Here is a 24363-nt window from a genome sequence, read left to right on the forward strand (position 1 = left end):
TCGTCCTTCGTGTTTCGATGCTCAGTCGGTCAGCGGCGCGAGCACGATGCTGATGTGGGTACCGCCGAGCGAGGAACTGTTCACCAGGGCCGGGCCCAGGGTCGGGCGGTCGCGGTCGCAGGCGGCCAGCGCGGCCGCGAGCAGGCCACCGGCGCCGAGCTGTTCGCCGAGCGCACGTTTGACGGCGATCCGTTGTGGCCCGTGGTCGCCGAAGAGCCGGTGCAGGGCCTGGTTCTCGGGTTCGTCGAAGGCGGGCAGTCCGACCTCGTTGGTCCACACCTCGGTGATCTCGGCCGGGGTGAGGCCCGCGGCGTCGAGCGCCCCGCGCATGGCGCGTTCGACGGCGGACCCGTTCGGGTCGGTGCGGCCGACGCCCCGCGCGTCCGACGCGGTGGCGTGCCCGAGTACCTCGGCGTACACGGTGGCACCTCGGCGTCGGGCGTTGTCGTACCGTTCGAGCATCACCGCGGCCCCGCCCTCGGCGAGAGCGAACGTGTCGTGCGGGCCCATCGGCAGCCCGAGCCTGCGATAGCCGCGCACGACGAGCGGGGTGAGGGTGTCGGCGGCGGTGGCCAGGATCGCCGTCGCGCGTCCCAGCGACACCATGTCGTAGCCGTAGCAGAGCGCGTTGGCGCCCGCCGCGTGGCCCGAGGTCACCGTCGAGGTGGGACCGAGTGCCCCGAGCAGCGTGGCGACACTGCCCGCCGCCGCGTTGTACACGGTGTTCGGGAACACCGCCGGGTTCGCCGCGGCGACGCCCTCCGCGCGCAGGGGACGCACGAACTGTTCCATCGCCTCCATCGGACCGAGTCCGGTGCCGAAGACCACGCCGACCCGGTCGGGATCGTCGGCGATCAGATCGGCGCCCGCCTCGGCCAGCGCCCGGCTCGCCGCGAACGTCGACAGCAGACCGAGCCGGTCCATCCGCCTGGCCTCTCGCCTGGTCAGATGATCGGTGGGGTCGGTCTCGACCAGCCCGAGCCGCACGCCGTCGTCGACCCGCGTGCAGTCCCGGCCCTCGGTGACCGCGCGCAACGCCGCGCGCACATCGAGCCCGGCGGCACCGACGGCGCCCGTCCCGGTCACCACCACGCGCGAGCGTTCGACGCGGGTCGGTTCGGCGGCACGGTCGGAGAACACCACGCTCGCGTTCGCTCCGGCGAAGGCGAAGTTGTTCGAGATCGCGTGGTCGATCCTGCCGACCCGCGGTGTCACCGGGATGTGGTCGAGCACGCATTCCGGGTCGGCCCGGACGAGATTGGCGGTCGGTGGCAGGACACCGTTGCGCAGCGCGCCGACGGTGATGATCGCCTCGACCGCGCCCGCCGCGCCGAGCAGGTGCCCGATCATCGACTTGGAACTGCTCACCGGCACGGAATCGGCGGCGTCACCGAGCGCCAGCCGGGTGGCCTTGGCCTCGGCGCTGTCGTTGCGCGGGGTGCCGGTGCCGTGGCTGTTCACGTAGCCGATGTCGCTGTCGCGCAGGCCAGCCCATTCGATCGCCGAGCGGATCGCCCGCGCGGCGCCGGTGCCGTCGGGACGCGGGGCGGTCGGGTGGTAGCCGTCGGCGGACAGCCCGTACCCGCGGATCACGCACAGCGGCTCCACCGCGGCGGCGGCCGCCAGTTCGGCGCTGGTCAGGACGAGCATGCCGCTGCCCTCACCGAGCGAGAGTCCGGTTCGCTTGTCCTGGTACGGCGCCGCCGGTGTCGGCGACAGCGAACCGAGTGAGTTGAACCCCGCGTAGGCCACGTCGGAGAGGGCGTCGGTGCCACCGGCCAGCACCATGTCGGCCCGGCCGAGTGCGATCAGATCGGCGGCGTAGCCGATGGCGTTCGCTCCCGCCGCGCAGGCGGTGTTCACCGACAGCACCGGCCCGGCGCATCGGAAATGCGCCGCGAGTGACTCGGCGATGGCTTGCGGCGGACCGAACATGGCCAGTTCGGGGGTACCCGCGCCGATACCGTCGGGACCCAACCACTCGAGGGTGCTGAGCAGACCCGCGTTGCAGGTGCCGAGCACGATGGCCCGCTGATGCGGCGCCACCTCGGCCACCAGCGCCCCCGCCGCCTCCATCGCCTCCGTGGCGGCGGCGAAGGCGAAATCGAAGGCGCGGTCGCGGAATCCGCCGACTTCGTCGGCGATCGGTGAGGGTGCGACGGGGGAGCGGACCTCACCGCCGATCCTGGTGTTGTAGTCCGACATGGGCAGGTGCTCGACCGGGTCGATCGCGACGTGACCGGCGCGCACGCCGTCCCACAGCGCCTTGGCCGTGTCGCCCTGCGAGGTGACGGCGCCGACAGCGACGACGACCACCGTTCGCAGGGACTCGTGCTTGGTTTCTCTGGTCTTCACGGTGCACTCCTGTTCGTGGATCAGCGAGCTCTACAGGCGCCGCAGAGCCAGCGCCGCCGCCTGGCCCGACAGCCCTCGGCCCAGCGCGAGGCTGTGGTCCGCGCGCAGTTCGCGGGCCGTTGCGGGCACCCAGTCCAGGTCGCACTGCGGTGCTGCGGTCGACAGATTCAAGGTCGGCGCCACGGTGCCCTCGCGCAGCGCCATCGCCGCCAGCGCGACGTTCAACGGGCCTGCGGCGGAGAGCAATTGGCCGAGCGCGGGTTGCACACTGCTCGCCGCGACGGTGTCGGCCCCGGCACCGAGCGCGGCGCGCAGTGCCCGCGTCTCGGCCAGATCCGCGCGGACCACCGCCGCGCCGTCGGCGGCCACATAGCCGATGTCGGTGCCTACGACACCCGCCTCGCGCATCGCCGAGGCCAGGGCATTGCGCAGCCCGGTGCCGTCGCCCCAGATCTCGCCGGGTGTGACCGGATCCGAGCCGCCGCCGAAACCGACGATCTCCGCGTACGGTTCGATTCCGCGCGCCACGGCGGTGTCGTAGTTCTCCAGCACGAGCATGCAGGCGCCTTCGCCGAGCACGGTTCCGGTGGCGTCACGGTCGTACGGGCGCACCGCCCCTGGCTCGTTGCGGTCGGTGAGCAGGTCGAGCCGGTCCAGCTTCGACATGCACCACCAGGAGACACCGTCGTCGAAGCCGCCCGCGACAGCGACCGTGGTCTCGCCACGCGCGATGGCCCGATAGGCGTTGCCGAGCGCGCTGATGCCCGCGTCGGCCGCGCCGGACAGGAACGCGCTCGGCCCGGCGAAGCCGAATTCCTCGGAGAGGAAGAACAATTCGGCCGAAGGCAGTCCTTCGACGAAGAACAGCGGGTACATGCGGGCGGCCTCGTGGCCGAGCCGGGTCGGGTCGATCCGGCCGTCGGGACCGCAGGCCTCGACGGTGGCGTCGAGGATGTGCAGCGGGTCGGAGATCTGGTTCTCGCTGGCGAGGAAGACACCGACCGCGTCGTTGCCCGAGGTGGCCGGGTCGATGCGCGCCTCCTCGGTGGCCAGCCGGACCGCGGCGTGCGCGAGCTGGTTGGCGCGCGTCATCAAGCGAAGCGACTTGCGGTTGCGGACAAAGGGTTTCGCGTCGAAATCAGTGATCTCGGCGCCGAACTGGGTGCGCAGGGAGGTGGGGTCGTAGGCGGTGATCCGGTGCACGGCGCTGCGCCCGGCCACCAGTTCCTTCCAGGTCCGGTCGAATCCGGTACCCAGGGGCGACACCACACCGATGCCGCTGATGACAACGCGATTCATGAGATTTCCCTCTCTGGACCCGCGTCACGGGTCATGGTGAGCTCACGCGCGAGGACGACCACCGCGCCCGCCCGCGTGATGCGCCCGGTCAGGCGCGCCGCGGTGCCGTCGAGTTCGCGGATGTCGACCGCGACGTGCAACTGGTCGCCGGGGCGCACGTAGTGGCGGAACTGCACCCGTCGCGCGCCGGTGAGCCGCCACCGGCCGCCGTCGCGGCCGAGCAACAGGTCGGCCAGGTTCGCCATGCCGTGCAGCATGAGCACACCGGGCAGCACCGGGAACCGCTGGAAATGGGTGTCGAACACCGGCAGAGTGTTCGGCACGTTCGCCAGGGCGCTCGCACCGTGGCCCGGCCGCAGCTCGACGACGCGGTCCAGGCGCAGGCCGCCCGCCTCGGCCAGGGCGTCGGGCGGCACCGGCGACCCGGCGACGATGTCCGTGCTCGATACGGTCGGCGAACTCATGGCGCCTGCACAACGAGTGAGGCGTTGGTGCCGCCGAAGGCGAACGAATTGACCAGCGCCACCGACACATCGGCCTTCCTCGCCTCGTTCGGGACGTAGTCCAGATCGAGCTTCGGGTCCGGGTGCGTGTAGTTGATGGTCGGCGAGACCACGCCCTCGGTGATGCCACCGAGGGCGGCGAGCACGTTGAGCGCACCCGCGCCTGCGGTGAGATGCCCGGTCATGGACTTCGGTGAGGTGACCAGCAACTCGTTGGCGTGCGCACCGAAGACCTGCTTGATCGCCGCGGTTTCGGAGACGTCGTTGCCCGGTGTGCTCGTCCCGTGCGCGTAGACACAGTCCACCTCGGTGCCCGCCACCCCGGCGTCGGCCAGCGCGGCGGCCATGGCGGTGATCGATCCGCCGCCGTCGGGCGGTGAATCGGTGATCCGGTAGGCGTTCATCGTCGAGGCGTAGCCGGTGATCCGCGCCAGGATCCGCGCACCGCGCGCCTCGGCCACCCGCCGCTCCTCCAGGACCAGCAGCACCGAGCCCTCACCGAGCACGAAACCGTCGCGGTCGGCGTCGAACGGCTTGGACGCCTGGGTCGGGTTGTCGTTGTAGCGCGTGGTGAGCGCGCCGAGCAGGGAGAATCCGGCGACATCGAGCCAGGTGGTGAGCGAGTCCTGGCCGCCTGCGACGGCCAGGGTGATCTCGCCCGCCTGGATGCGGCGCACCGCCTCCCCGATGGCGTGGGTCGCCGAGGTGCACGCGGTGCTGATCCCGCTGATCGGGCCACGGCAGCGTCCGACCTCGGCGATGGCCATCAGGTCGACACCCTGATCGCAGCGCCACGTGCTGTCGGTGCCGCGGCGATGGATCACCGCACCGTCGCTGGTGCGGCGGGTGAGCCCGATCTCGGCGAACTCCTGTGCCTCGGGCCTGCCGACGTGGCCGCCGACGAAGACGCCGCGTGCCGCCTCGTCGTGGGCGGCGATGGTGCCCGCCTGCGCCAGCGCCTGGGCCGCGGCGACGACGCCGAACCCACCCGAACGGCTGAGCAGATCCCAGCGCTGGGTGGTCAACAGTTCCGGCGCTGGCGTGAAATCTCGGACCATGCCCGCGATCTGGACCTCGAAGGTGCTCGGATCGAAGGTCTCGATCCGGCCCACCCCGCTGCGTCCGGCGGCCAGCGCCGACCAGGTGTCCGGCGCGGTGTTGCCCACCGGGGTGACGGCCCCGATACCGGTGATGACGACCTCGTTGTTCATGATCAGACCCCGCTTCGCAGTAGTTCTTCGCGCAGCCGCACCGATGCCGCGTCCTCGAGCATGTCGGCGTCGACCAGGCCGCACATCAGGTCGTCGACCTCGAAGACGACGCTGTCGTCGACCGACAGTCGGCCCGCGGCCACGATGGTGTCGCCCCTGGACACGATCTCCACCGAGGCGACCACGTCGTCGCCGGGAACGATGGCGGCTCGGGTGGTCATGGAACCAACCGACAGCAGTACCGCCCGATGCTTGCGATCGGTGCTGAGATAGATCAGCCACGCCAAACTCTGGGCGAGTACTTCCAGCTGGATCGGCAACGGCATCAGCTGGCCGAAAGCCGTTGTCGACCAGTAACTCTCACTCGAACTCGTCCGCTTGACCGCCTCGACACGAGCCCAGGGCTCGATGGTGTCGATGCGGTCGACGAGATGGAACCTCATGCCTCAACTCGCCGCGACGGTGTGTTTGGACACCATGTCCGCGAGATTGCGCACGGTGAACAGACCCATCACGTCCTCGGCGCCGAGCTTGCCGCTCAGTTCGGCCGGATCGATCTGGGGCATCACCGTGTGCAACTGTTCGAGCCCGAGATCGGAGACCATTCCGTCGTCGGTGCCGAATTGCTCGTCCGGGATGCCGCCCTGGATTCGCTCGCTCAGCTGGGTGGTCGTGATCTTGACGCCGAGGCGGCGTTCGATTCGGAAAAGAATGTCGAGCAGGTCGATCGACTCGGCGCCGACCTCACCGAACAGGGTGGCATCGGCTTCGACCTCGTCGATGTCCAAAGCGACTGCCTCGGCGACGATTTCGCGGACGGTATCGATAACGCTGATTTCGGACATGCTGGTTCTCTCCATCTGGAAGTGGTCTGATCGGGCTGGAGCGCGGTGTCGGGCTAGCGGCGCGCGGTCTTCTTCAGCGGTTTGCCGGTCAGTAGCGTGCCCGCGACCATGCCGTCGACCGGGACGAGCGCACCGGACAGATGCCGGTTGCCCGGCGCGGCGAGGTAGGAGACCAGGTCGGCTACCTCGTCGACGGTGGTGGCGCCCGAGATGGGCACCTGGCCGATGACCGTGTCGCCGCCGTCACCACTGAGGACGTCGGCGATCATCTCGGTCTCGACGAACCCTGGCAGCACCGCGTTGACGCGGATGCCGAAGCGGGCGAACTCGAGTGCCGACGCCCGGGTGAACGAGTTGATCGCCGCCTTGGACGCCGCGTAACTGGACGCGCCGAACCAGGCCCGTTCGCCCATCACCGAGGAGATGTTGACGATCGCCGCGCCGTCGCTCTGGGCGAGCGCGCCACAGGCCGCCCGCGTGCCGTTGAACACGCCACCGAAGTTGACCCGCATGACCTCGAGCCAATCGCTCTCCGACATTTTCATGATCAATTCATTGCGCGTGATGCCGGAATTGTTGACGAGGATGTCGAGTTTCCCGGCGAATTCCAGAACCTGCTCGACAATCGACTCGGCAGCGCTGTACGAGGAGATATCTCCCTGAATCGAGACGGCCTTTCCACCGTTGTTCTCTATTTCGGTGACCACTTCCTTGGCGGCCTGCTCGCCGCGAAAGTAGTTCACCGCGACAATGGCGCCTTCGGCGGCGAGGCGGTGGCATACCGCGCGCCCTATTCCACCTGATCCGCCGGTCACGAGTGCGACCCGTCCGGTGTGAATTGCTGACATCAAGTACCTCCCCAGGGGTCAGCTCGAAAGGGGCTCGATGGTCCGGTTCGGACGATCTCATCCACACTTTCCGAAACCGATGATCCGGGAGTTAAACCCCAGGTGCAACCGCCGTAGGTGTGATTTGCGCCATAATAGCTGTTGGCTATTGCCGCATTGGTGCCCTCTTAGCACGTGCTGTTGCGCGGCGCTAGCTAGAAATTTCTTGGGCTCGGGTGCAGGCAATATTTGCGCGGGAAAGACAGAATAGATGCGCCGTTAACAATGAATTCATCGTGGCGTGGATCGATGTCGAATACCGACCGGTCGGAGATGTGACCGAGATATGCTTCGCGGTATACCAAACAGGCGCATCTTGAACTCCGGTCCGGCTGCGCGCAGAATCGAGCGACGGGGCTCGCCGTCCGAGCGGAATTCCACGGGTGGTACCGGCAGATGTCTTTGACACCTGTCCAGGTTGCTACCTGTTCTCAATTCAGGAGAAGAATCGCATGACATCCACCGCATTCCTGTTTCCCGGCCAGGGCTCGCAACGGGTCGGAATGGGCCACGACCTGGCGCAGGCCTACCCGGACCTCGTCGCGCCGCTGTTCCGGACCGCCGACGAGGTGCTCGGCTTCGCGCTGTCGGAACTGTGCTGGACCGGGCCGGAGAACCTGCTCGCGCGCACCGACATCACCCAGCCTGCGATCTTCGTCGCCAGCCTGGCCGCCTACCGCGTGCTGGCCGAACTGGTTCCCGCCCCGGTGGTCGTCGCCGGGCACAGCCTGGGTGAGTACACCGCGCTCGTGGCGGCGGGCGTGCTGGACTGGACCGACGCGCTGCGCCTGGTTCGGCGGCGCGGCGAGCTGATGGCCCGCGTCAACGAGACGAATCCCGGTGCGATGGCGGCGGCTCTCGGGTTGTCGAGCGAGACGGTCGAGCGTCTCTGTGCCGAGGTGCGTGACCAGACCGGAGCCGTCGTCGAGGTCGCCAACTACAACGCCGAAGATCAGACCGTGGTGTCCGGAACGGTGGCCGGTGTGACCGAATTCACGGCCAGTGCAACTCGACTCGGCGTCGAGGGGGCGAAGGTGAAGCGGCTCGCGGTCGGGGCGCCCTTCCACAGTTCGTTGATGGCTCCGGTCGAAGCCGAGTTCGCCCTCGACCTCGCTGAGGTCCACTTCGCCGATCCGGTGATCCCGCTCGTGGCGAATGTCACCGCGGCTCGGGTGCACACGGGGGAGCAGGCACGCGCGGGGCTACGGGCACAGCTCGCCGGTTCGGTGCGCTGGAGTCAAAGCCTGCGCGCTGTCCGGGAATTCGGCGTCGACGCGTTCGTGGAGGTCGGCCCTGGCCGGGTGCTCACCGGCCTGTGCAAACGCGCCTACCCCGAGGTGGCGAACTATTCCGCGGGAGACCGGCGCCGCATCCGCGCGGTGGCCGAGGAGGTGGGCGGGGTGTTGCCCGCCGAGGCGGTGGGCTGAACCGCGGCCCGGCGCTGTTCGATCTCACCCCAGAATTCGACCGACAGCGCTTCGTAGCGGATACCGAACTCGAGCACCAGCAGCTCGTGGGAATCGGTGGCCGGATCGCCGGACAGTGAATCATGGGCGGCGAGATAGCGATCGAGCCGTTTCTGATGTGCCTGCTTCTCCCCGGCGGCGACCTCGACCACGTCGTCGGGGGAGGACAGGCTGCCGAAGTACAGCTTGAGCAGTCCGCTGTCGCGCAACTCGTGGGTGCGCTTGTCCTGGCCGGTGGTGAGCCAGTCCTCGAGTTCGGCCCGGCCCGCCTCGGTGATGGAGTAGATCCGCCTGCGTCGACCGGTGGTCTCCTGATAGCCGGACAACAGCCCTTCTTCGACGAGGCGTTCGGGCTCGGCGTAGATCTGGGAATGGGGGAACGACCAGAAGAATCCGATCGAGCGATCGACCTGCTTCTTGATGTCGAACGGCGTGCAGGGTCCGGTGCGGGCGACCAAGCTGAGGACCAGATAGGACGTCGGGCTGAGCTTCCGGTCGGCCAAGCAGCTCACTCCTCTGGTATCGGGTGACAACACCCTGTGTGAGAAACAGGCATGTTTCATTATTGGGGCCGCATATTGCGAACCGCACTATACATTTCGGACTATTGGCTGTCAACGGCTGCGGACAGTCGTCTGCCGTGCGACGAGGCGGTCGCACGGCAGACGAATGCTCAGGAGACCAGCGGTTTCAGCGTCTCACCCGCCAGCTCGAGCACGCCGGGATGATGGCCGTTGGCGACCATGTTGATGATGAGGCCATCGACCCCGTGGACGAGCACGCGCTCGGAGATCTGCTCGGCGACCTGCTTCGGAGTCCCGACGAACAACTTGCCCGCCATCGACGCCCGCACCCGTTCGACCTTCGCCCGTTCGCCCACACGCGCGGCGAACATGTCGTCGATGAGCTGCTCGGCGCGATCGGCGCTCTCGTCCATCACCACGAAGGCGAGGTAGCTCACATCGAGGGTCGAGCGATCACGCCCGGCTTCCTCGCAGCGCTGGGCGAGGGCGACCATCTTGCGCGGCAATTCGTCGGTCTCGCAGCCGATGCTGAGATGGTCCGCGTGACGAGCCGCCAGGGCGAAGGTCTTCTTCTCGCCCGCACCACCGAGCATGATCGGCACGTCGTCACGCAGGCGTGGTTCGTTGATGGCGTTCGCGACGCGGTACCAGCTGCCCTCGAAGGTCGGGCGCTCGCCACGGAACATCGGCGCGATGATCCGCAGCGCTTCGTCGAGCTTGGTGAACCGGTCGGTGAAGGTGCCGAATTCGTAACCGTAGGCGAGGTGTTCGAGCTCGAACCAGCCCGCGCCGATACCGAGCATCGCCCGTCCTCGGCTGATCACGTCGAGCGTGGTCACCATCTTGGCGAGCAGCGCCGGATTGCGGTAGGTGTTGCCGGTCACCATGGTGGACAGACGGATGGTCTCGGTGACGGCGGCGATCGCGCCGAGCAGGGTGTAGGCCTCTAGCGTCGGGCCGTTCGGCGGGCCGAAGCGCTGATAGAAGTGGTCGGTCAGGAACAGGGTGTCGAATCCGGCCTTCTCCGCCGCCTGCGCCTGCGCGACGACGGCGGGGAAGAGCTCCTCGACCGGGGCGCCGAAATTGAAGTCGGGCATCTGGAAACCGAGGCGCACGATGCCCCGACCGGTGGGTACGGACATGTCAGACATCCCTTCGAAGCAGGGCGCGGCGGGCGAGTGCCGACACGCCGAGGGTCACGGTGACGACGATCGCCAGGCGGGGCCAGCCGCCGAGCGCGCCGATGAGTTCGGCCGAGGCGTCGGCGCTCTGGGAGAGCTTGCCGACCACGGCGCTCGGTGCCTGCAGCGTCGCCAGCTTGTGCAGCTCGCCGAACGCCGTCGCCGACGCGGCCTCGGGCAGCACCACGTGCGCGGTCGCCGCGGCGACCGCACCCGCCGAACTCCGCATGAGAATGCCGAGCGCCGCGCCGAACAGCGCCACCGCCGGGAACACGCAGACGATCCCGAGCAGCCCCGGGAACGCGTCGCCCGCGGCGTATTTCGTGCCGTCGATGGCGAGGACGCCGACCAGATAGGTGAGCGCGGTCGCCGAGACGCCGAGCGCGGTGCTCACGGCGGTCACGGTGAGCACCTTGGCCCCGAACACGACATCGCGTTGCGGTGTCGCCGCGAGGACCGAGCGGATGGTGCCCGAGGTGTACTCGGTGGAGGTGACCAGCGCGCCCCACGCCCCGATGAGCGCGATGGGCAAGGTCATGGCGGTGAACGCGCCGCCGATGACGGTGTCGGCGGCTTCCAGGCTGTTGGACAGGCCGACCAGCGCCGCGGACACCGGCCCGATCAGCAATGCCAGCATCGGCAGCAGGAACAGGGCCCGCGACGACCGGATCTTGATCAACTCGGAGATCACCTGGAACCGCATCACCTCCCCCGGCGAGGCCGACCGGTTCGGTGCGACGGAGGTACTGGTCTCGATCGTGGTACTCATGCCGACTCCTGCAGTGTTGCGCTGTCCTGGAAGGTATGCCGACCGGAGACCAGCCGGGTGAAGACCTCTTCGACCGACGCGGTGACCGGCGTCAACTCGTCGAGGGCGATGTCGTGGGTGGCCGCCAGGCGCCAGACCTCGCGCGAGGTCACCCCGCGCACGGTCCCGGTGTCGCCCCGGATCTCGAGGTGATCGCCGAGCAGGGCGGCCAGCCGGTTCAGCTCCGCACCCCGTACCCGCACCCGGGGTTCGGCGTTGCGGGCGACGAAGTCGACGGTCGGTTCGTCGGCGACGATGGTGCCCCGGCTGATCACCAGCAGGTGATCGGCGACCAGCTCGGTCTCGCTCATCATGTGGCTCGACAACAACACCGTGCGGCCCTCGTCGGCCATCGCGCGCAGGGTCTGGCGGATCCAGCGGATGCCCTCGGTGTCCAGACCGTTGACGGGTTCGTCGAGGATCAGCACGGCGGGGTCGCCGAGCAGGGCGGCCGCCACCCCGAGGCGCTGGCGCATGCCGAGCGAGAAGCCCTTCACCCGCATCCCGGCCACATCGGCGAGCCCCACCCGCTCGAGCACCTCGTCGACCCGGCTGCGTGGGATGCCGTTGCTCGCCGCGAGGAAGGCCAGATGGTAAGCGGCGGTGCGCGAGCCGAGTACATCGCTCGCATCGAGCAGGGCGCCGACGGTGTGCAGTGGGAAGCGGAGGTCGCGATAGTCCTGGCCGAGCACCGTCGCCGTCCCGGAGGTCGGGGTGTCGAGGCCGAGTATGCAGCGCATGGCGGTCGACTTACCCGAACCGTTGGGGCCGAGGAACCCTGTGACCCGACCTGGTTCGACGGTGAAGCTCAGGTCGTCGATGGCGCGAGTCCTGCCGTAGAACTTGGTCAAGTTACGTGCTTGGATCATGCTTTCGAGCGTATGGAGCAGGGGTTTCGGCCACATCCATCCCGGGAGCCAACTGCGCGGGTAGTCCTCGAGAGGGATGCGGTGGCGTCGGGTGCGAACGCGTGGCGGCGATTACGCTGATGTCGCAGGGTGATTCGGATCGGTTCGGCGCCTACCGCGCCGTCCGCACAGAGGGGCGAATTCCGTTGTCGGACAACCAAGACCAGGCGCACGGTGCAGTGCCGACGAATATCCGGGTACTGATCGCCGACGACCAGGAGCTGGTGCGCGAGGGGCTGAGCGTGCTGCTGGACGCCCAGCCCGACATCGACGTGGTCGGCCAGGTGGCCGACGGGGAGCAGGCGGTCCGCGAGACCGAGCGGCTGCGCCCCGACGTGGTGCTGATGGATGTGCGGATGCCGGTGTGCGACGGGATCGAGGCCACCCGCGTCATCACCGCCGCCGGGTCGACCAAGGTGATCGTGCTCACCACCTTCGACCTCGACGCCTACGTGTACGCCGCCCTGCGCGCGGGCGCCTCCGGGTTCCTGCTGAAGGAGTCCTCGGCCCGCTCGCTCGGTGACGCGGTGCGGGTGGTCGCCACCGGGGAGGCGCTGCTCGCCCCGTCGGTCACCAGGCGCCTACTGGCGGAATTCGCCAGGCAGGGTCAAGCGGTCCGGTCGGGCGAGAAGGCGGTGGGCCTCACCGCCCGCGAGACCGAGGTGCTGGTGCTGATCGCGCGCGGGCTGTCGAACGCCGAGATCGCCGGGGAGATGGTGATTTCCGAACAGACGGTCAAGACCCACGTCGGGCGGATTCTGGACAAGCTGCAGTTGCGCGACCGGACCCAAGCGGCGATCTACGCCTACGAGACGCGGCTGGTCAGTCCGCTGTGACCGCGGCGGTCGCCGCCAGTAGGGTGCACGGGGGAAACGCTAGGGGAGGGGAATTGTCGTGCCGGTGCGGGCGGCGCTCGAACGCGCGCGGATAGCTCTGGAAATCGGACGGGCCGAGGAGGCGCGCGGCATCCTCGGTGCCGTGCTGGCGCAGGCCCCGGACGATCCGGAACTTCTTGTCGCACTGGGGAACACGGCGTTCGCTCTCGACGACCCGCAGGACGCGTGGCGCTGTGCGGGGCGCGCGATCGGCGCCGACCCGCACCTGCCCGAAGCGCAGATGCTGGCCGCCATGTCCTCGGCGATGCTCGGCGAGTGGACGCGGGCGCGCGAACACAGCGAGACCGTCCTACGGTTGCTGCCCCACGAGCCCGCGGCACTGCTGCTCGCGGCGTGGATGCTCGTCTTCGGCCCGTCCGATGACAGCGGTCGGGCCGTCACACTCCTGAGCGAAGCCGTCGAACTCGCGCCCGACGACGCGGGCGTCCACTGTTCGGCCGCCGAGATCTACGAGCGTCTCGGCGACGCCGAGGGGCTCCGGCGGCATGTCGGCGCGGGGCTGCTGCTCGACCCGACACACACCGACCTGCTCCGCATGCAGGCGCGACTGGAGTTCGGCGGTGTCGACGGTGGCCGGGGGTCGGCGGTGGCGACGCTGCGCGGGCTGCTCGCCCAGGCACCGACCGACCGTGCGGCCGGACGGCTGCTCGCCGAGGTGCACTGGCGCGCGCTGATGCGGCTCGCGGCCTGGGTGTGGTTCTTCGCGGGCTGCTACGCCACCGCCGCGATGTGGGCGCCGCCGCTCTTGCTCCGGATGCTGTCACCGGTGCTGCTGGCGGCGATTCCGCTGGCCTGGTTCGGGGTGTTCCACAAGCTGCGCAGGCAACTACCCGCAGGGTATCTGCGGGCGCGGGTGGTGCGGCCGCGCGTCGTGCTCGCGCTGCTGGTGACGGCCGGTTCGGCGTTCGGTGTCGTCGTCGGTGCTGTCGCGATGCGGTCGGAGTATGTGGGATTCGTCCGGCTCGGGAGCTGGATGCTGGTGCTCGGCGTGGTCGGGGCCGCGCTCGCGCATCTGGTGCTCTACACGGCGTGGTTGCGACCAGGGCGTGACGATCCCGACCCGGAAGACGGTTTCGACTTCGCGTTCTCGCAGGTCCTCGTGCACGGTGCGGTCGTGGTGCCGCTGGTCGTGATCGCCGGTCTCGCGCGGGGATTCGTGCGTCAGCCTGCTGTGTTCGGTGCCGTGCTGGCCGTGGTCGGGGCGATTCTGTTCACGCTCGTGCTGGAGGCCGGAATCGGAATCTGGCGCGGGCGAGCGGGATTTCGCAGACTGCCCGCGATGGCGGCGATCGTGTGTGCGCTGCTGACCGGGACGGGTGCGGCCGTGTGGTGGGGTAGCGGTGAGATCGTCGACGGCGAGATGCGGGGCCGCGAGTTCGTGAATGTGCCCGCACCGCCGACGATCTCGCCGAGGGAGTTCCCGACTATCCCGACGCTGCGAGTTCCGACACTGGTGGTGCCACCGACTGTCACGGTGGCGCCGACCGTGGCCCCGACCCGGTGACAGCGGCAGGCTGTCCGCGGCGCCACACGGCCGCGGAGACAGCTGAGGTTCCGGTGACCGGCCACGAGGAGTGGTGACCGTCGTTCGTCAGTTGTCGGCGGCGCTGTTGGCGGCGGCGACGATCGCGGGGAGCAGGCCGGGGACGGCGGCGTCGACGTCTTCGGTGCGCAGACGCTGATACGTCTGGCCGTCGAGGATGAGGCGTTCGATGAGGCCCGCCTCGCGCAGGATCTTGAAATGGTGGGTCGCGGTGGATTTGTTGATCGCGTCGTAGAGCGCCGCGCAACGCAGGGGGCCGCCCGCGTTGCTCAGGCGGCGCACCATTTCCAGGCGGACGGGGTCGTGCAGCGCGCCGAGGACGGCGGGCAGTTCCGCCACGGGCAGGGTCGGCGCCGCGGGGAGATCCTTAGCCTGCGTCATGATCTACCTCACTCCGGGGTTTGACAGTCATCATACTCGGCGTAGGGTCGGCCCCGTTCGATGGTTATCAAACTCACCTGATGGGGGCTGCGATGGCAGCGACAACGATGGTGCCGACCGAGACCGGTCAGCGGTGGGCGTACGGGCTGGTGCTCGCCGCCACCGGGGTGGCACTCGGTGTCTCCGGGGCGCCCGCTCCGCTGTACGGAATCTACGAAACCGAATGGCACCTCTCGCCGTTCACCACGACGATGGTGTTCGCCGTGTACGCCGTGGCCGCGCTCGGCGCGGTACTGGTGTCGGGTCGCGTCTCGGATGTGGTCGGGCGCAAACCGGTGATCGTCGGCGCCTTCGCGACCATGATCCTCGGGCTGGTGGCCTTCCTGCTCGCCGACTCGGTGCCGATGCTGTTGCTGGCGCGAGCGCTGCACGGCGCGGCGGTCGGTGCCACCGTGGTGGCGGGCGCCGCCGCGCTGCTGGATCTGCGGCCCGAGCGGGGCGCGCGATCCGGTCAGCTCAGTGGTGTGGCGTTCAATGTCGGCATCGCGGTCGCGGTGCTCGGCACCGCCGTGCTCGCGCAGTACGCGCCCTCGCCGCTGCGCACGCCCTATGTGGTGATAGCGGTGGTCTGCCTTGCCGCCGCCGCGGGCATCCTGGCCCTGCGCGAGCCGCACACCGCCCGCGTGAAGGGGCGCATCACGATCGCGAAACCCGCTGTGCCGCAGGAGATCAGGGCCGATTTCTGGTTCTCCGCGATCGGGGTGATGGCGGCCTGGTCGGTCTTGGGTGTGCTGCTGTCGCTGTACCCGTCGCTGGCCGCCGCGGAGACCGGCGTGCACAATCTCGTCTTCGGTGGGGTGGTCGTGGCCTCGACCGCGCTGGCCGCGGCCGTCGTCCAGTTGTTCGCCACCCGCATTCCCGCGCGCAAGGCCGCGATCATGGGTGACCTCGGCATGGCCGCCGCGCTGGTCGCCACCATTCCGGCGCTGGCAACGAAACAGCCTGTGGCCGTGCTGATCGCGGGACTCGTCCTCGGCGGCACCTTCGGGCTCGGCTTCGGCGGTTCGCTGCGCCATCTGTCGGAGGTGGTGCCGCCGCATCGGCGCGGTGAGACGATGTCGGCCTATTACCTGCTCGCCTACTCGTCGATGGCATTGCCGACTCTCGCGGCGGGCTGGGCGGCGACCACGTGGGGAATCGCGACGGTATTCCCGTGGTTCATCGTGATCGTCGCGGTGGCCTGTGTCCTGGCCGCACTGCTCGGATTGCGCGGAAAACGAACACAAGCCTGACGACGTGCCCTGTTCGGCCCGTGCGGAACACGAGCCGAACAGGGTCGCGCGACTTATGTCGGCCAACCGCCGTAGGGCACGGTGATCAGTTCCATGAAATGGCCGTTGGGATCGAGGAAATACACACCTCGGCCCCCGTCGTTGTGATTGATCTCGTTGACGCCGTGCTGCTGCGGGTCGGCCCAATGGTCCAGCTTGTACCGCTGGATCTTGGCGTATGCCGCGTCGAACTCGGCCTCGGTGACGAGGAACGCGTAATGCTGCGGCTGGATCTCGGAAATGAACGGTGGCACCTTCGCGAAATCGAAGGTGACGCCGTTGTCGAGTGGGAGGGGAATGAACGGCCCCCACTCTTTTCCTATGTCCAACCCGAGGATGTCCGCCCAGAATTCGGCGGTTTCCCTATTGTCCTGACATCCGACAATGGTGTGATTGAACTGAACTGACAGGGGATTTCTCCTTGGTTCGTGACGGCGCCGACCCTGGGCTCGGTACAAGGCGGCCGACAGGAGCACCGTCACCGGAAACGACATTAACGCCGAATCCCCGGCCCGGCAATACCGGTGGCGCGGTAGGTTCGCGCCATGAGGATTCGTGGAGCCGTTCTCGACCGTGTCGCCGATCCGGCGCCGTTCGCCGCGTCGCGGCCGATCACCGTGTGCGAACTGGAGCTGACGGGGCCGGGTGACGGCGAGTTGCTGGTGCGGATCGAGGCGGCCGGGCTGTGTCACTCGGACCTGTCGGTGGTCGACGGCAACCGGGTGCGCCCGGTGCCGATGCTGCTCGGGCACGAGGCGGCAGGCATCGTCGAAGCGGTCGGTCCCGGCGTCGACGACGTGGCGGTGGGACAGCGCGTGGTGATGACCTTCCTGCCGCGCTGCGGCGATTGCGCGGGCTGCGCCGGCAACGGTCGCACGCCGTGCGGGCCCGGCAGTGTCGCCAACAACGCGGGCGAGCTGCTCGGCGGTGGTCGGCGGCTGCGTCGCGACGGCGAGGAAGTGCACCACCACCTGGGAGTTTCCGGATTCGCCACACACGCCGTGGTGGATCGACGGTCGGTGGTCCCGGTCGACGACGACGTACCATCGGAGGTCGCCGCCGTGCTCGGCTGCGCGGTCCTCACCGGCGGCGGTGCGCTGCTCAACGCCGCGAAACCGGGTGCGGGCGATCGGATCCTGGTGGTCGGTCTCGGCGGCGTCGGGATGGCGGCGGTGCTGGTCGCGGTGTCGCTCGGTCTCGGCGAGGTGATCGCCGTCGACACGGTGCCCGAAAAGCTCGCGCTGGCACGCGAATTCGGCGCCACCGCCGCCTTCACCCCGGCCGAGATCGCCGACAAGGGGGTGAATGCCGACGTGGTGATCGAGGCGGCGGGCAACGTGCGCGCCTTCGAGACCGCCGTCGCCGCGACGGCACCCGGTGGTGTCACGGTGACGGTCGGCCTGCCCGCACCCGAGGCCACCGCCACGATCTCCCCGCTCGCGTTGGTGGCCCAGGGTCGGACCATCATCGGCAGCTACCTCGGCTCGGCCGTGCCCGCCCGCGACATCCCCGAGTACGTGCGCAGGTGGCGCGCCGGGAAACTGCCGCTGGAACGGCTCGTGTCGGCGCGTATCGGACTCGATGCGGTGAACGAGGCCATGGACGAACTCGCCGCCGGTGCCGCGCTGCGGCAGGTGATCGTCTTCGACTGACCTCGACGCCCCCGGCCGTCCCGTGCTCGTTAGGCTTGCGGACAAGCGGAAACGATGACGAGGAGATGCGGTGACCACACGGGTCGGAGTGCTCGGAGCACGCGGCAAGGTCGGACAGGCCATCTGCGCGGCGGCGGAGGCGGCGGCCGACCTGGAGCTGGTCGCCCAGGTCGACAAGGGTGACGCACTGGAGACGTTCACCGAGACCGGCACCCAGGTCGTCGTCGATTTCACCCACCCCGACGTGGTGATGGGCAACCTGAAGTTCCTGATCGAGAACGGCATCCACGCCGTGGTCGGCACCACCGGCTTCGACGAGGCGCGGCTGGCCGAGGTGCGTGGCTGGTTGGCGCAGCGTCCCGAGGTCGGTGTGCTGATCGCCCCGAACTTCGCCATCGGCGCGGTGCTCTCGATGCGGTTCGCCGAGCAGGCGGCCCGGTTCTTCGAGTCGGTCGAGGTCATCGAACTGCACCACCCGAACAAGGCCGACGCGCCCTCGGGCACCGCCTACCGCACGGCGGCCCTCATCGCCGCCGCCCGCGACGAGGCGGGCGTGGGCCGCAGCCCCGACGCGACGACCGCCGAACTCGCGGGTGCGCGTGGCGCCGACGTCGACGGAGTGCGGGTGCACTCGGTGCGCCTGGCCGGGCTCGTCGCCCACCAGGAGGTGCTCTTCGGTACCCAGGGCGAGACCCTGACCATCCGCCACGACTCCATCGACCGCAGCTCCTTCGCGCCCGGTGTGCTGCTCGGGGTGCGCGAGATCGCCGGGCGGCCGGGCCTCACCGTCGGACTCGACCCGTTCCTCGACTTGTGAGCGCCGATCCGGTGACTCAGGCCGAGCCGAACCGTCAGGTCGTGAAAACCGTTGCGCTGGTTGCCTTCCTGGTGCTGGCGCTGGTGTTCTACTTCGTGCGGCTCGGTGGCCTTGCCATCGCCTACATCGCCGACGGCAAACCGGCGGGCATCGCGATCGGCATCGGCATGCTGCTGCTGCCGATCGTCGGCGTGTGGATCGTGTGGACCACCTTGCGGGCGGCCCTCGATCATCAGCGGCTGGCTCGTCGCATCCACGAGGAGGGGCGCGAGGTCGACACCTCCCGGCTGCCACGCCGCCCGTCCGGCCGCATCGAACGCGACGCGGCCGACGCCCTGTTCGCCGAGATCAAGACCGAATGGGAAGCCGACCCGGACAATTGGCGCAGTTCCTACCGGTTGGCCCGCGCCTACGACTACGCCGGTGACCGCACCCGCGCCCGCGAGACCATGCGTCGCGCGGTGGCACTCGAGAAACTGGAACGCGACGGAAAGTAGCTCATGGCCCGGTTGCTCATCGTCCACCACACCCCCTCGCCGCACACCCAGGCGATGTTCGAAGCGGTCCTGTCCGGGGCGACCGACCCGGAGATCGAGGGCGTGGAAGTGGTGCGCCGAGCCGCACTTGCCGTCACCGCCGTCGACGTGCTGGCGGCCGACGGCTACCTGCTCGGCACTCCAGCCAACCTCGGCTACATGAGCGGCGCCCTCAAACACGCCTTCGACACCATCTACTACCCGTGCCTCGACTCGACGCGCGGTCGCCCCTACGGCCTGTACCTGCACGGCAACGAGGGCACCGAGGGTGCCGAGGCGAGCGTCGAGCGGATCACCACCGGGCTCGGGTGGACGCGGGCGGCCGCGCCGGTGGTGGTGTCGGGGCCGCCGGGCAAGGCCGAACTGGAGCGTTGCTGGGAGCTCGGCGCCACCATCGCCGCAGGTCTGATGGGGTGAGCGGGGTTCGCCCCGAATTCTGGTGGCTGACATCACGGCCGCCGATACGGTAGAACTCGACTCCGACGTGTTGCGGGCTGGCCGCGGATGGGTGTTCGAGATGGGGAGTGGTCGGTGACCGAGGTGCAGACGGTGCGACGGATCGGGCTGGTCGAGGACCACGAATCGGTGGCGATCGGGTTGGCCGCCATGCTCGGCCCGGAACCCGACCTGGAACTGGTCGCCACCGCCGAGACCGTCGCGGGTCTGCTCGCCGATACCGACGACCTCGACCTGGTCGTGCTCGACCTGCGCCTGCCCGACGGGTCGAGCCCCGAGGACAACGTCACCGCGCTGCGCGAGCGCGGTATCGAGGTGCTGGTGTTCACCGGCGCCGACAACGCCTTCCTCGTCCGTTCGGCCGCCAAGGCCGGTGTGCTGGGGGTGCTGCGCAAGTCCGAGGGTGCGGCCACCGTGGTCGACGCCGTTCGCCGCGCCGCCTCCGGCGAACAGGTGGTCACCACCGACTGGGCCGCCGCCATCGACGGCGACCCGCAGCTGTCCGACGTGGGCCTGAGCCCGCGCCAGGAGGAAGTGCTCATGCTCTACGCCTCGGGCGAGAAGGCCTCGCGCGTGGCCAGGCTGACAGGACTGTCCGAACAGACGGTCAACGACTACCTCGGCCGCATCCGACAGAAGTACGCCGACGCCGGCCGCCCCGCGCCGACCAAGACCGACCTGTACAAACGGGCCGTCGAGGACGGGTGGCTGCCCGTGCCGGAGAGGCAGCAGCGCACGTGAGCACCGCGGTCGCCGCCGCGCCCGCACCCGCCGCCGAGATCGACCTCTCGCACGCGGCGACCGAGCAGATCCTGCGCAGACTGGGGGTGGTCATCGGGATCGGTGCGCTGATGGTGATGACCCTCGAACTGCCCGCGGTACTGGTGCAGCCGGTGTACCTCGCCCGCTGGCCCGAGATCCATCTCGTGTCGGCCTATCTGCTGTTCGCGGTACTGGCGATCGTGTCGGCGCGTGGTCCGGTGCGCGCGATCCGGCGCGCGGCCGGGGCGGCCGCGGTGGTCTATCTCGCGGCGGCGGCGGTGACACCGCTGCTGTACTCGGTGACCTACATCGGTTCCTTCGCGTCCTGGCCCTACCGTGGGCTGGCCGTCGGCGCGCTGGCGGCGGGGCTGGCCTGGCCGCGCCGGGTGGCGGCGGTTTTCGTCGCGCTGCTGGCGACGGTGGCGGCGATCTCGAATGTGCTGGTGATCCCGGGGAGTTCGGTATGGACGCTGGTGGGCGACATCACCCGGGCGCTCGGTGTGGCCGCGCTGTTCCTGTGGTGCGTGGTGTACGCGCGGGCCGCCGCCGAACGTGTCGACCGGGAGGCCATCCGGCAACGGGTCCGTGCCGCCACCGTCGCGGCGACCACGGCCCGAGAACGCGAGGGTGCCCGCTTCGCCGCACTCATCCACGACGCGGTGCTGTCGACCCTGCTCGAGGCCTCCCGCAGCGCCGGGTCGACCGCCGTGCTGCGCCGTCAGGCCGCGCGCACCCTCGAACAGCTCGAACAGTCACGCAACGCCCCCGAGGTCGACCACTTCGACGCCGCCGCCACGGTCGAGTTCCTGCGCGACGCGGTGCGCGAGGTGGATCCCGAACTGCCCGTGCGGGTTTCCTCCCGCGGCGCCGACCTGTGCCTGCCCGTGGAGTCGGCGCGGGTGCTCGGCGCGGCTCTCATGGAGGCGGTACGCAACAGCTTGCGCCACGCGGGCGCCCCGGGTCGGCCTGTTCGGCGTGGGTTGTCGGTCACCATCGCGACCGGTGGCATCCGGGTGGTGCTCACCGACGACGGCGTCGGATTCGACCCGGCCCGGGTGCCCGCCGACCGGATGGGCATCGCGGGCAGCATCCTGGCCCGCATGCGCACCCTCGCGGGCGGTGCGGCGTTCGTCGAGTCCGCGCCCGGCGCGGGGACCGTTGTCACCCTGGTGTGGGCCAGCGATGGCTGAGCGGGACCTGCCGTTCGGGATGCGCGACCTGTTCGGCCTCAGCGACGGCACCGCCTGGCTGTTCGTCGTCATCTTCGAAGCGACCATCGTGATGCACCTGCGGGTGAACTTCGGCGTCGCCCCACCGCTGGCCGCCACGGCCGCGCTCCTGCTGATGGCGGCGGCCGCGCTGGTGGTGCTGGTCTTTCCGATGGACCCGCTGCCCTGGCCGCCGACGGTGTTCGTCGCGGCCGCCGGACCGATGGCCATGGCGCTCACCGTGCCGTGGGTACAGAACCCGTCGGGCTTCTCCAATCAGCTGTGGACGGCCTACCCCACGTCGTATCTGCTGGCGATGCTCATCCTGCGCGGGCGGGTGGGCGCGGCCTGGCTCGGGGTCGCCGCGGCCGCGTCGGTGCTCATGACGCTCGGGGTCTTCACCGACTGGCACGCCGAAACGGTGGTGCGCGCGTTGACCCCGGTCGCCACGGTCGGCGCGGTGACGGTGTTCATGGCCATCGTGCGGCCCACCCAGCGTTCGCTGCGCGAACTGGGGTCGCAGGCGAATCTGCGCGCCGCCACCGAGGCGGCGCTGCACGCGGCGACCGCCGAGCGCGACCGTCAGCTGGTCCGGCTCGACCAGGTGGCCGGGCCGATCCTGACCCGCATCGCCGAGGGGCGCGAACTCACCGACGCCGAACGCGAACAGTGCCGCCTGCTGGAAGCCGAACTGCGCGACGGTTTGCGCGCGCCGGAACTGGTCACCGAACGTCTCAGCGCCGCCGCCCGGGGCGCGCGGGCGCGCGGTGTCGAAGTGACTCTGCTCGACGACGGCGGGTTCCGTGGAGTCCCGGAATGGGTGCGGCGCAACGTGATCGAGGCCGCCGTGGAGGCGCTCGACGCGGCCGTGGCCGGCACCGTGACCGTGCGGGTGCTGCCCATCGGCCGACGCTGGGTGGCGACCGTGTTGGCCGCCGGACCCGACGGCGACCGACGGGTCGAGATCGACACCGCCGGTGAGGTGCGGGTTTCCACCTGACCCGAACCTGTCGTACCCCTGTGCCAGGGTGATGGCATGCAGCGGATGAATGCGGCGGCGGCCCGGCGGATCGCGCTGGCCGCCCAGGGTTTCGGCAAACGCCGTCCGGCCAACCCCAAGCGGCGGGCGATTCTCGATGTGGTGGCCAGAACCCGTCTGCTGCAACTGGATTCGGTCTCGGCGGTGGTCCGCGCCCACTACGCGCCGGTGTTCAGCCGGATCGGCCCCTACGACCGCGCCCTGCTCGACGGCGCCGCCTGGAGCGACAGCCCACGGGCCCGGCGTGGTCTCGTCGAGTACTGGGCGCACGAGGCCGCGCTCATCCCCGTCGCCGACTGGCCGCTGATGCGGTGGCGGATGGCCGAATACGAGCACGGCCGCTGGGCGGGCATGCGCAAGGCGGCCGAACGCAACCCGACGCTGGGCAAGGACATCCTCGACGTCGTCACCGAGGTCGGCGCGGCCAGCGCGCGGGAGATCGAACGCCACCTCGAACTCGACAAGCCGAGGGCCAAGGGCAGCTGGTGGAACCTCAGCGACACCAAGCTGGTCTGCGAGCAGCTGTTCGCCGCGGGGGAGTTGTCCACCGCGCGCCGGGTCGGCTTCACCCGCCACTACGACCTCACCGAGCGCGTCGTGCCCGCCGACGTCCGCGCGCGCGAGGTCGCCGAAGCCGATGCGGTGCGCGAACTGGTGCGTCGCGCGAGCCGAGCCCTCGGCGTCGCCACCGAACCCGACCTGCGCGACTACTACCGTCTCAACCGACGCCAGAGCGCACCCGCCATCGCCGAACTCGTCGACGCGGGCGAACTCGTGCCGGTCGATGTCGACGGCTGGGACGCACCGGCCTACCTGCACCCGGAGGCGAGCACCCCGCGCCGGATCACGGGGTCGGCCCTGCTGTGCCCGTTCGACCCGCTGATCTTCTTCCGCCCGCGCACCCAGCGGATCTTCGACTTCCACTACCGCATCGAGATCTACACCCCCGAACCCCAACGGGTGCACGGGTACTACGTGTTCCCGTTCCTGCTCGACGGCAAGCTCGTCGGCCGGGTCGACCTGCGCGCCGAACGCGCGACCGGGCGCCTGCTCGTGCCCGCCGCGTTCGCCGAGCCAGGCCACGCCACCGCCGAGACCGCCCACGCCCTGCGCGGCGCGCTGCGGGAGATGGCGGACTGGCTCGAACTCGACGAGGTGGTGATCGGCGACCGCGGCGACCTGGCCCCGCTGTTATGAACGGGTGCGCGTCACCACTTCTGTCCGCGCATCTGATCGCGCAACGCGCCGGTGACCGCACCCGAGAGCCACGAGTTCAGTGACTGCCCGTTCTGCTGGGCCGCCTCCTCGGCGCGGGACTTGAGCTGTTCGACCAGACGCAGGGTGACCCGGCTGATGTCGCCGGTCATCTCCTCGAAGGTCGGCGGTTCGCTGTCGTCGCCGGACGTGTTCTTGCGCACGTCGGCCACGACGTCGGTGCCGTCGAGCCGCACGTGCACGGTGCGGTCACCGAGCTCGGTGCTGATCTCGGCGGCCAGTTCCGACAGCGCCGACAGCAGCACCAGCCGGTGCGAGCTCTCCACCGCTGCGGCCAGGGCGGCGGCGGTGGCCTGCGTTTTCTCGTCGCCGAGAGCCGCGGCGGCGAGCAGTTCCTCGCGCAGCCGCGCGGTGTGAGCGTTCAGATCCATGACATCATCATGACGTCATGGATGACATCACGCAAGGAAGAAGACCACTACCGGCCGCGACTTCGGCCGCTAGGGTGTCGAGGCGCTCGAGCCGACCGGGTAGCCTTTC

The 24363-nt window shown here is 69.6% G+C and carries 26 protein-coding genes; 12 read left to right on the forward strand and 14 right to left on the reverse strand.

Going from position 1 to position 24363, the window contains the following annotated elements; translation table 11 throughout:
- Positions 1 to 21: 21 nt before the first annotated feature.
- The 7 genes from NC7_RS07480 to NC7_RS07510 are packed head-to-tail and all read right to left on the reverse strand — an operon-like array spanning position 22 to position 7061.
- Complete coding sequence (locus NC7_RS07480; protein WP_236573368.1) at positions 22 to 2355, reverse strand: beta-ketoacyl-[acyl-carrier-protein] synthase family protein; 2334 nt, start codon at positions 2353 to 2355, stop codon at positions 22 to 24.
- Positions 2356 to 2385: 30 nt separating this feature from the next.
- Positions 2386 to 3654, reverse strand: coding sequence for a beta-ketoacyl-[acyl-carrier-protein] synthase family protein (locus tag NC7_RS07485; RefSeq protein WP_067980719.1), 1269 nt, complete (start codon positions 3652 to 3654; stop codon positions 2386 to 2388).
- Complete coding sequence (locus tag NC7_RS07490; protein ID WP_084458130.1) at positions 3651 to 4118, reverse strand: 3-hydroxyacyl-ACP dehydratase FabZ family protein; 468 nt, start codon at positions 4116 to 4118, stop codon at positions 3651 to 3653. Before NC7_RS07490 ends, NC7_RS07485 begins: the two co-directional genes overlap by 4 nt.
- Complete coding sequence (locus tag NC7_RS07495) at positions 4115 to 5368, reverse strand: beta-ketoacyl-[acyl-carrier-protein] synthase family protein (RefSeq protein WP_067980721.1); 1254 nt, start codon at positions 5366 to 5368, stop codon at positions 4115 to 4117. Before NC7_RS07495 ends, NC7_RS07490 begins: the two co-directional genes overlap by 4 nt.
- Positions 5369 to 5370: 2 nt before the next feature.
- Positions 5371 to 5811, reverse strand: a complete 441-nt coding sequence (locus NC7_RS07500) for a hotdog family protein (protein ID WP_067980723.1) — start codon at positions 5809 to 5811, stop codon at positions 5371 to 5373.
- Positions 5812 to 5814: 3 nt separating this feature from the next.
- Positions 5815 to 6213, reverse strand: a complete 399-nt coding sequence (locus tag NC7_RS07505) for an acyl carrier protein (protein ID WP_157101878.1) — start codon at positions 6211 to 6213, stop codon at positions 5815 to 5817.
- Between the two features lie 53 nt (positions 6214 to 6266).
- Positions 6267 to 7061 carry an SDR family NAD(P)-dependent oxidoreductase gene (locus tag NC7_RS07510; protein WP_067980728.1) on the reverse strand — a complete coding sequence of 265 codons (795 nt, stop codon included), beginning with the start codon at positions 7059 to 7061 and terminating at the stop codon, positions 6267 to 6269.
- A 491-nt stretch (positions 7062 to 7552) separates the two neighbouring features.
- On the opposite strand from NC7_RS07510, the gene fabD reads away from it, so the two are divergent.
- Positions 7553 to 8527, forward strand: a complete 975-nt coding sequence (gene fabD, locus NC7_RS07515; protein WP_067980729.1) for an ACP S-malonyltransferase — start codon at positions 7553 to 7555, stop codon at positions 8525 to 8527.
- On the opposite strand, the gene NC7_RS07520 is transcribed toward fabD, so the two are convergent.
- The 4 genes from NC7_RS07520 to NC7_RS07535 all read right to left on the reverse strand — a co-directional run bounded on the left by NC7_RS07520 (position 8446) and on the right by NC7_RS07535 (position 11948).
- Positions 8446 to 9069 carry a PadR family transcriptional regulator gene (locus tag NC7_RS07520; protein ID WP_067980731.1) on the reverse strand — a complete coding sequence of 208 codons (624 nt, stop codon included), beginning with the start codon at positions 9067 to 9069 and terminating at the stop codon, positions 8446 to 8448. The two genes, fabD and NC7_RS07520, sit on opposite strands and share 82 nt — an antisense overlap.
- A 170-nt stretch (positions 9070 to 9239) precedes the next feature.
- Positions 9240 to 10232, reverse strand: a complete 993-nt coding sequence (locus NC7_RS07525; protein ID WP_201449871.1) for an LLM class F420-dependent oxidoreductase — start codon at positions 10230 to 10232, stop codon at positions 9240 to 9242.
- 1 nt (position 10233) lies between these two features.
- The gene (locus NC7_RS28985; RefSeq protein WP_067980735.1) at positions 10234 to 11040 is read right to left on the reverse strand and encodes an ABC-2 transporter permease family protein; all 807 of its coding nucleotides are present in this window, start codon (positions 11038 to 11040) and stop codon (positions 10234 to 10236) included.
- Positions 11037 to 11948 carry an ATP-binding cassette domain-containing protein gene (locus NC7_RS07535; RefSeq protein ID WP_067981248.1) on the reverse strand — a complete coding sequence of 304 codons (912 nt, stop codon included), beginning with the start codon at positions 11946 to 11948 and terminating at the stop codon, positions 11037 to 11039. Before NC7_RS07535 ends, NC7_RS28985 begins: the two co-directional genes overlap by 4 nt.
- A 101-nt stretch (positions 11949 to 12049) precedes the next feature.
- Here NC7_RS07535 and NC7_RS07540 point away from each other — a divergent pair, with 101 nt between their 5' ends.
- A complete protein-coding gene (locus NC7_RS07540; protein ID WP_236573366.1) occupies positions 12050 to 12823 on the forward strand; it encodes a response regulator in 774 nt (257 codons plus the stop codon).
- Between the two features lie 58 nt (positions 12824 to 12881).
- Positions 12882 to 14387 carry a tetratricopeptide repeat protein gene (locus NC7_RS07545; RefSeq protein WP_067980736.1) on the forward strand — a complete coding sequence of 502 codons (1506 nt, stop codon included), beginning with the start codon at positions 12882 to 12884 and terminating at the stop codon, positions 14385 to 14387.
- Positions 14388 to 14474: 87 nt separating this feature from the next.
- Here NC7_RS07545 and NC7_RS07550 read toward each other — a convergent pair whose 3' ends face one another.
- A complete protein-coding gene (locus NC7_RS07550) occupies positions 14475 to 14807 on the reverse strand; it encodes an ArsR/SmtB family transcription factor (protein ID WP_067980738.1) in 333 nt (110 codons plus the stop codon).
- Positions 14808 to 14899: 92 nt separating this feature from the next.
- Between NC7_RS07550 and NC7_RS07555 the strand changes: the two genes are divergently transcribed.
- Positions 14900 to 16099, forward strand: coding sequence for an MFS transporter (locus tag NC7_RS07555; RefSeq protein WP_067980740.1), 1200 nt, complete (start codon positions 14900 to 14902; stop codon positions 16097 to 16099).
- Between the two features lie 53 nt (positions 16100 to 16152).
- Here NC7_RS07555 and NC7_RS07560 read toward each other — a convergent pair whose 3' ends face one another.
- Positions 16153 to 16548 carry a VOC family protein gene (locus tag NC7_RS07560; RefSeq protein WP_067981250.1) on the reverse strand — a complete coding sequence of 132 codons (396 nt, stop codon included), beginning with the start codon at positions 16546 to 16548 and terminating at the stop codon, positions 16153 to 16155.
- Between the two features lie 135 nt (positions 16549 to 16683).
- On the opposite strand from NC7_RS07560, the gene NC7_RS07565 reads away from it, so the two are divergent.
- From NC7_RS07565 to NC7_RS07600, 8 genes are all read left to right on the forward strand, one after another.
- Positions 16684 to 17790, forward strand: a complete 1107-nt coding sequence (locus tag NC7_RS07565) for a zinc-binding dehydrogenase (protein WP_067980741.1) — start codon at positions 16684 to 16686, stop codon at positions 17788 to 17790.
- A 70-nt stretch (positions 17791 to 17860) separates the two neighbouring features.
- Positions 17861 to 18607, forward strand: coding sequence for a 4-hydroxy-tetrahydrodipicolinate reductase (gene dapB, locus NC7_RS07570; protein WP_067980743.1), 747 nt, complete (start codon positions 17861 to 17863; stop codon positions 18605 to 18607).
- A 41-nt stretch (positions 18608 to 18648) separates the two neighbouring features.
- Positions 18649 to 19104, forward strand: a complete 456-nt coding sequence (locus NC7_RS07575; RefSeq protein ID WP_236573363.1) for a hypothetical protein — start codon at positions 18649 to 18651, stop codon at positions 19102 to 19104.
- 3 nt (positions 19105 to 19107) lie between these two features.
- Positions 19108 to 19560 (forward strand): flavodoxin family protein, encoded by a 453-nt coding sequence (locus tag NC7_RS07580; protein WP_067980745.1) that lies wholly within the window; start codon positions 19108 to 19110, stop codon positions 19558 to 19560.
- An 87-nt stretch (positions 19561 to 19647) separates the two neighbouring features.
- Positions 19648 to 20340: a DNA-binding response regulator gene (locus tag NC7_RS07585; protein WP_067980747.1), complete on the forward strand. Its 693-nt coding sequence runs from the start codon at positions 19648 to 19650 to the stop codon at positions 20338 to 20340.
- Positions 20337 to 21551: a sensor histidine kinase gene (locus NC7_RS07590; protein ID WP_067980749.1), complete on the forward strand. Its 1215-nt coding sequence runs from the start codon at positions 20337 to 20339 to the stop codon at positions 21549 to 21551. Before NC7_RS07585 ends, NC7_RS07590 begins: the two co-directional genes overlap by 4 nt.
- On the forward strand, positions 21544 to 22569 hold the full coding sequence (locus tag NC7_RS07595; protein ID WP_067980751.1) for a DUF8320 family protein: 1026 nt from the start codon (positions 21544 to 21546) through the stop codon (positions 22567 to 22569). Before NC7_RS07590 ends, NC7_RS07595 begins: the two co-directional genes overlap by 8 nt.
- Positions 22570 to 22605: 36 nt before the next feature.
- Positions 22606 to 23805 (forward strand): winged helix-turn-helix domain-containing protein, encoded by a 1200-nt coding sequence (locus NC7_RS07600; protein WP_067980753.1) that lies wholly within the window; start codon positions 22606 to 22608, stop codon positions 23803 to 23805.
- An 11-nt stretch (positions 23806 to 23816) separates the two neighbouring features.
- On the opposite strand, the gene NC7_RS07605 is transcribed toward NC7_RS07600, so the two are convergent.
- Positions 23817 to 24254 carry a hypothetical protein gene (locus tag NC7_RS07605; RefSeq protein ID WP_067980754.1) on the reverse strand — a complete coding sequence of 146 codons (438 nt, stop codon included), beginning with the start codon at positions 24252 to 24254 and terminating at the stop codon, positions 23817 to 23819.
- Positions 24255 to 24363: the final 109 nt, after the last annotated feature.

The sequence above is a fragment of the Nocardia caishijiensis NBRC 108228 genome, from assembly GCF_001612825.1.
Taxonomy (GTDB): Bacteria; Actinomycetota; Actinomycetes; order Mycobacteriales; family Mycobacteriaceae; genus Nocardia; species Nocardia caishijiensis.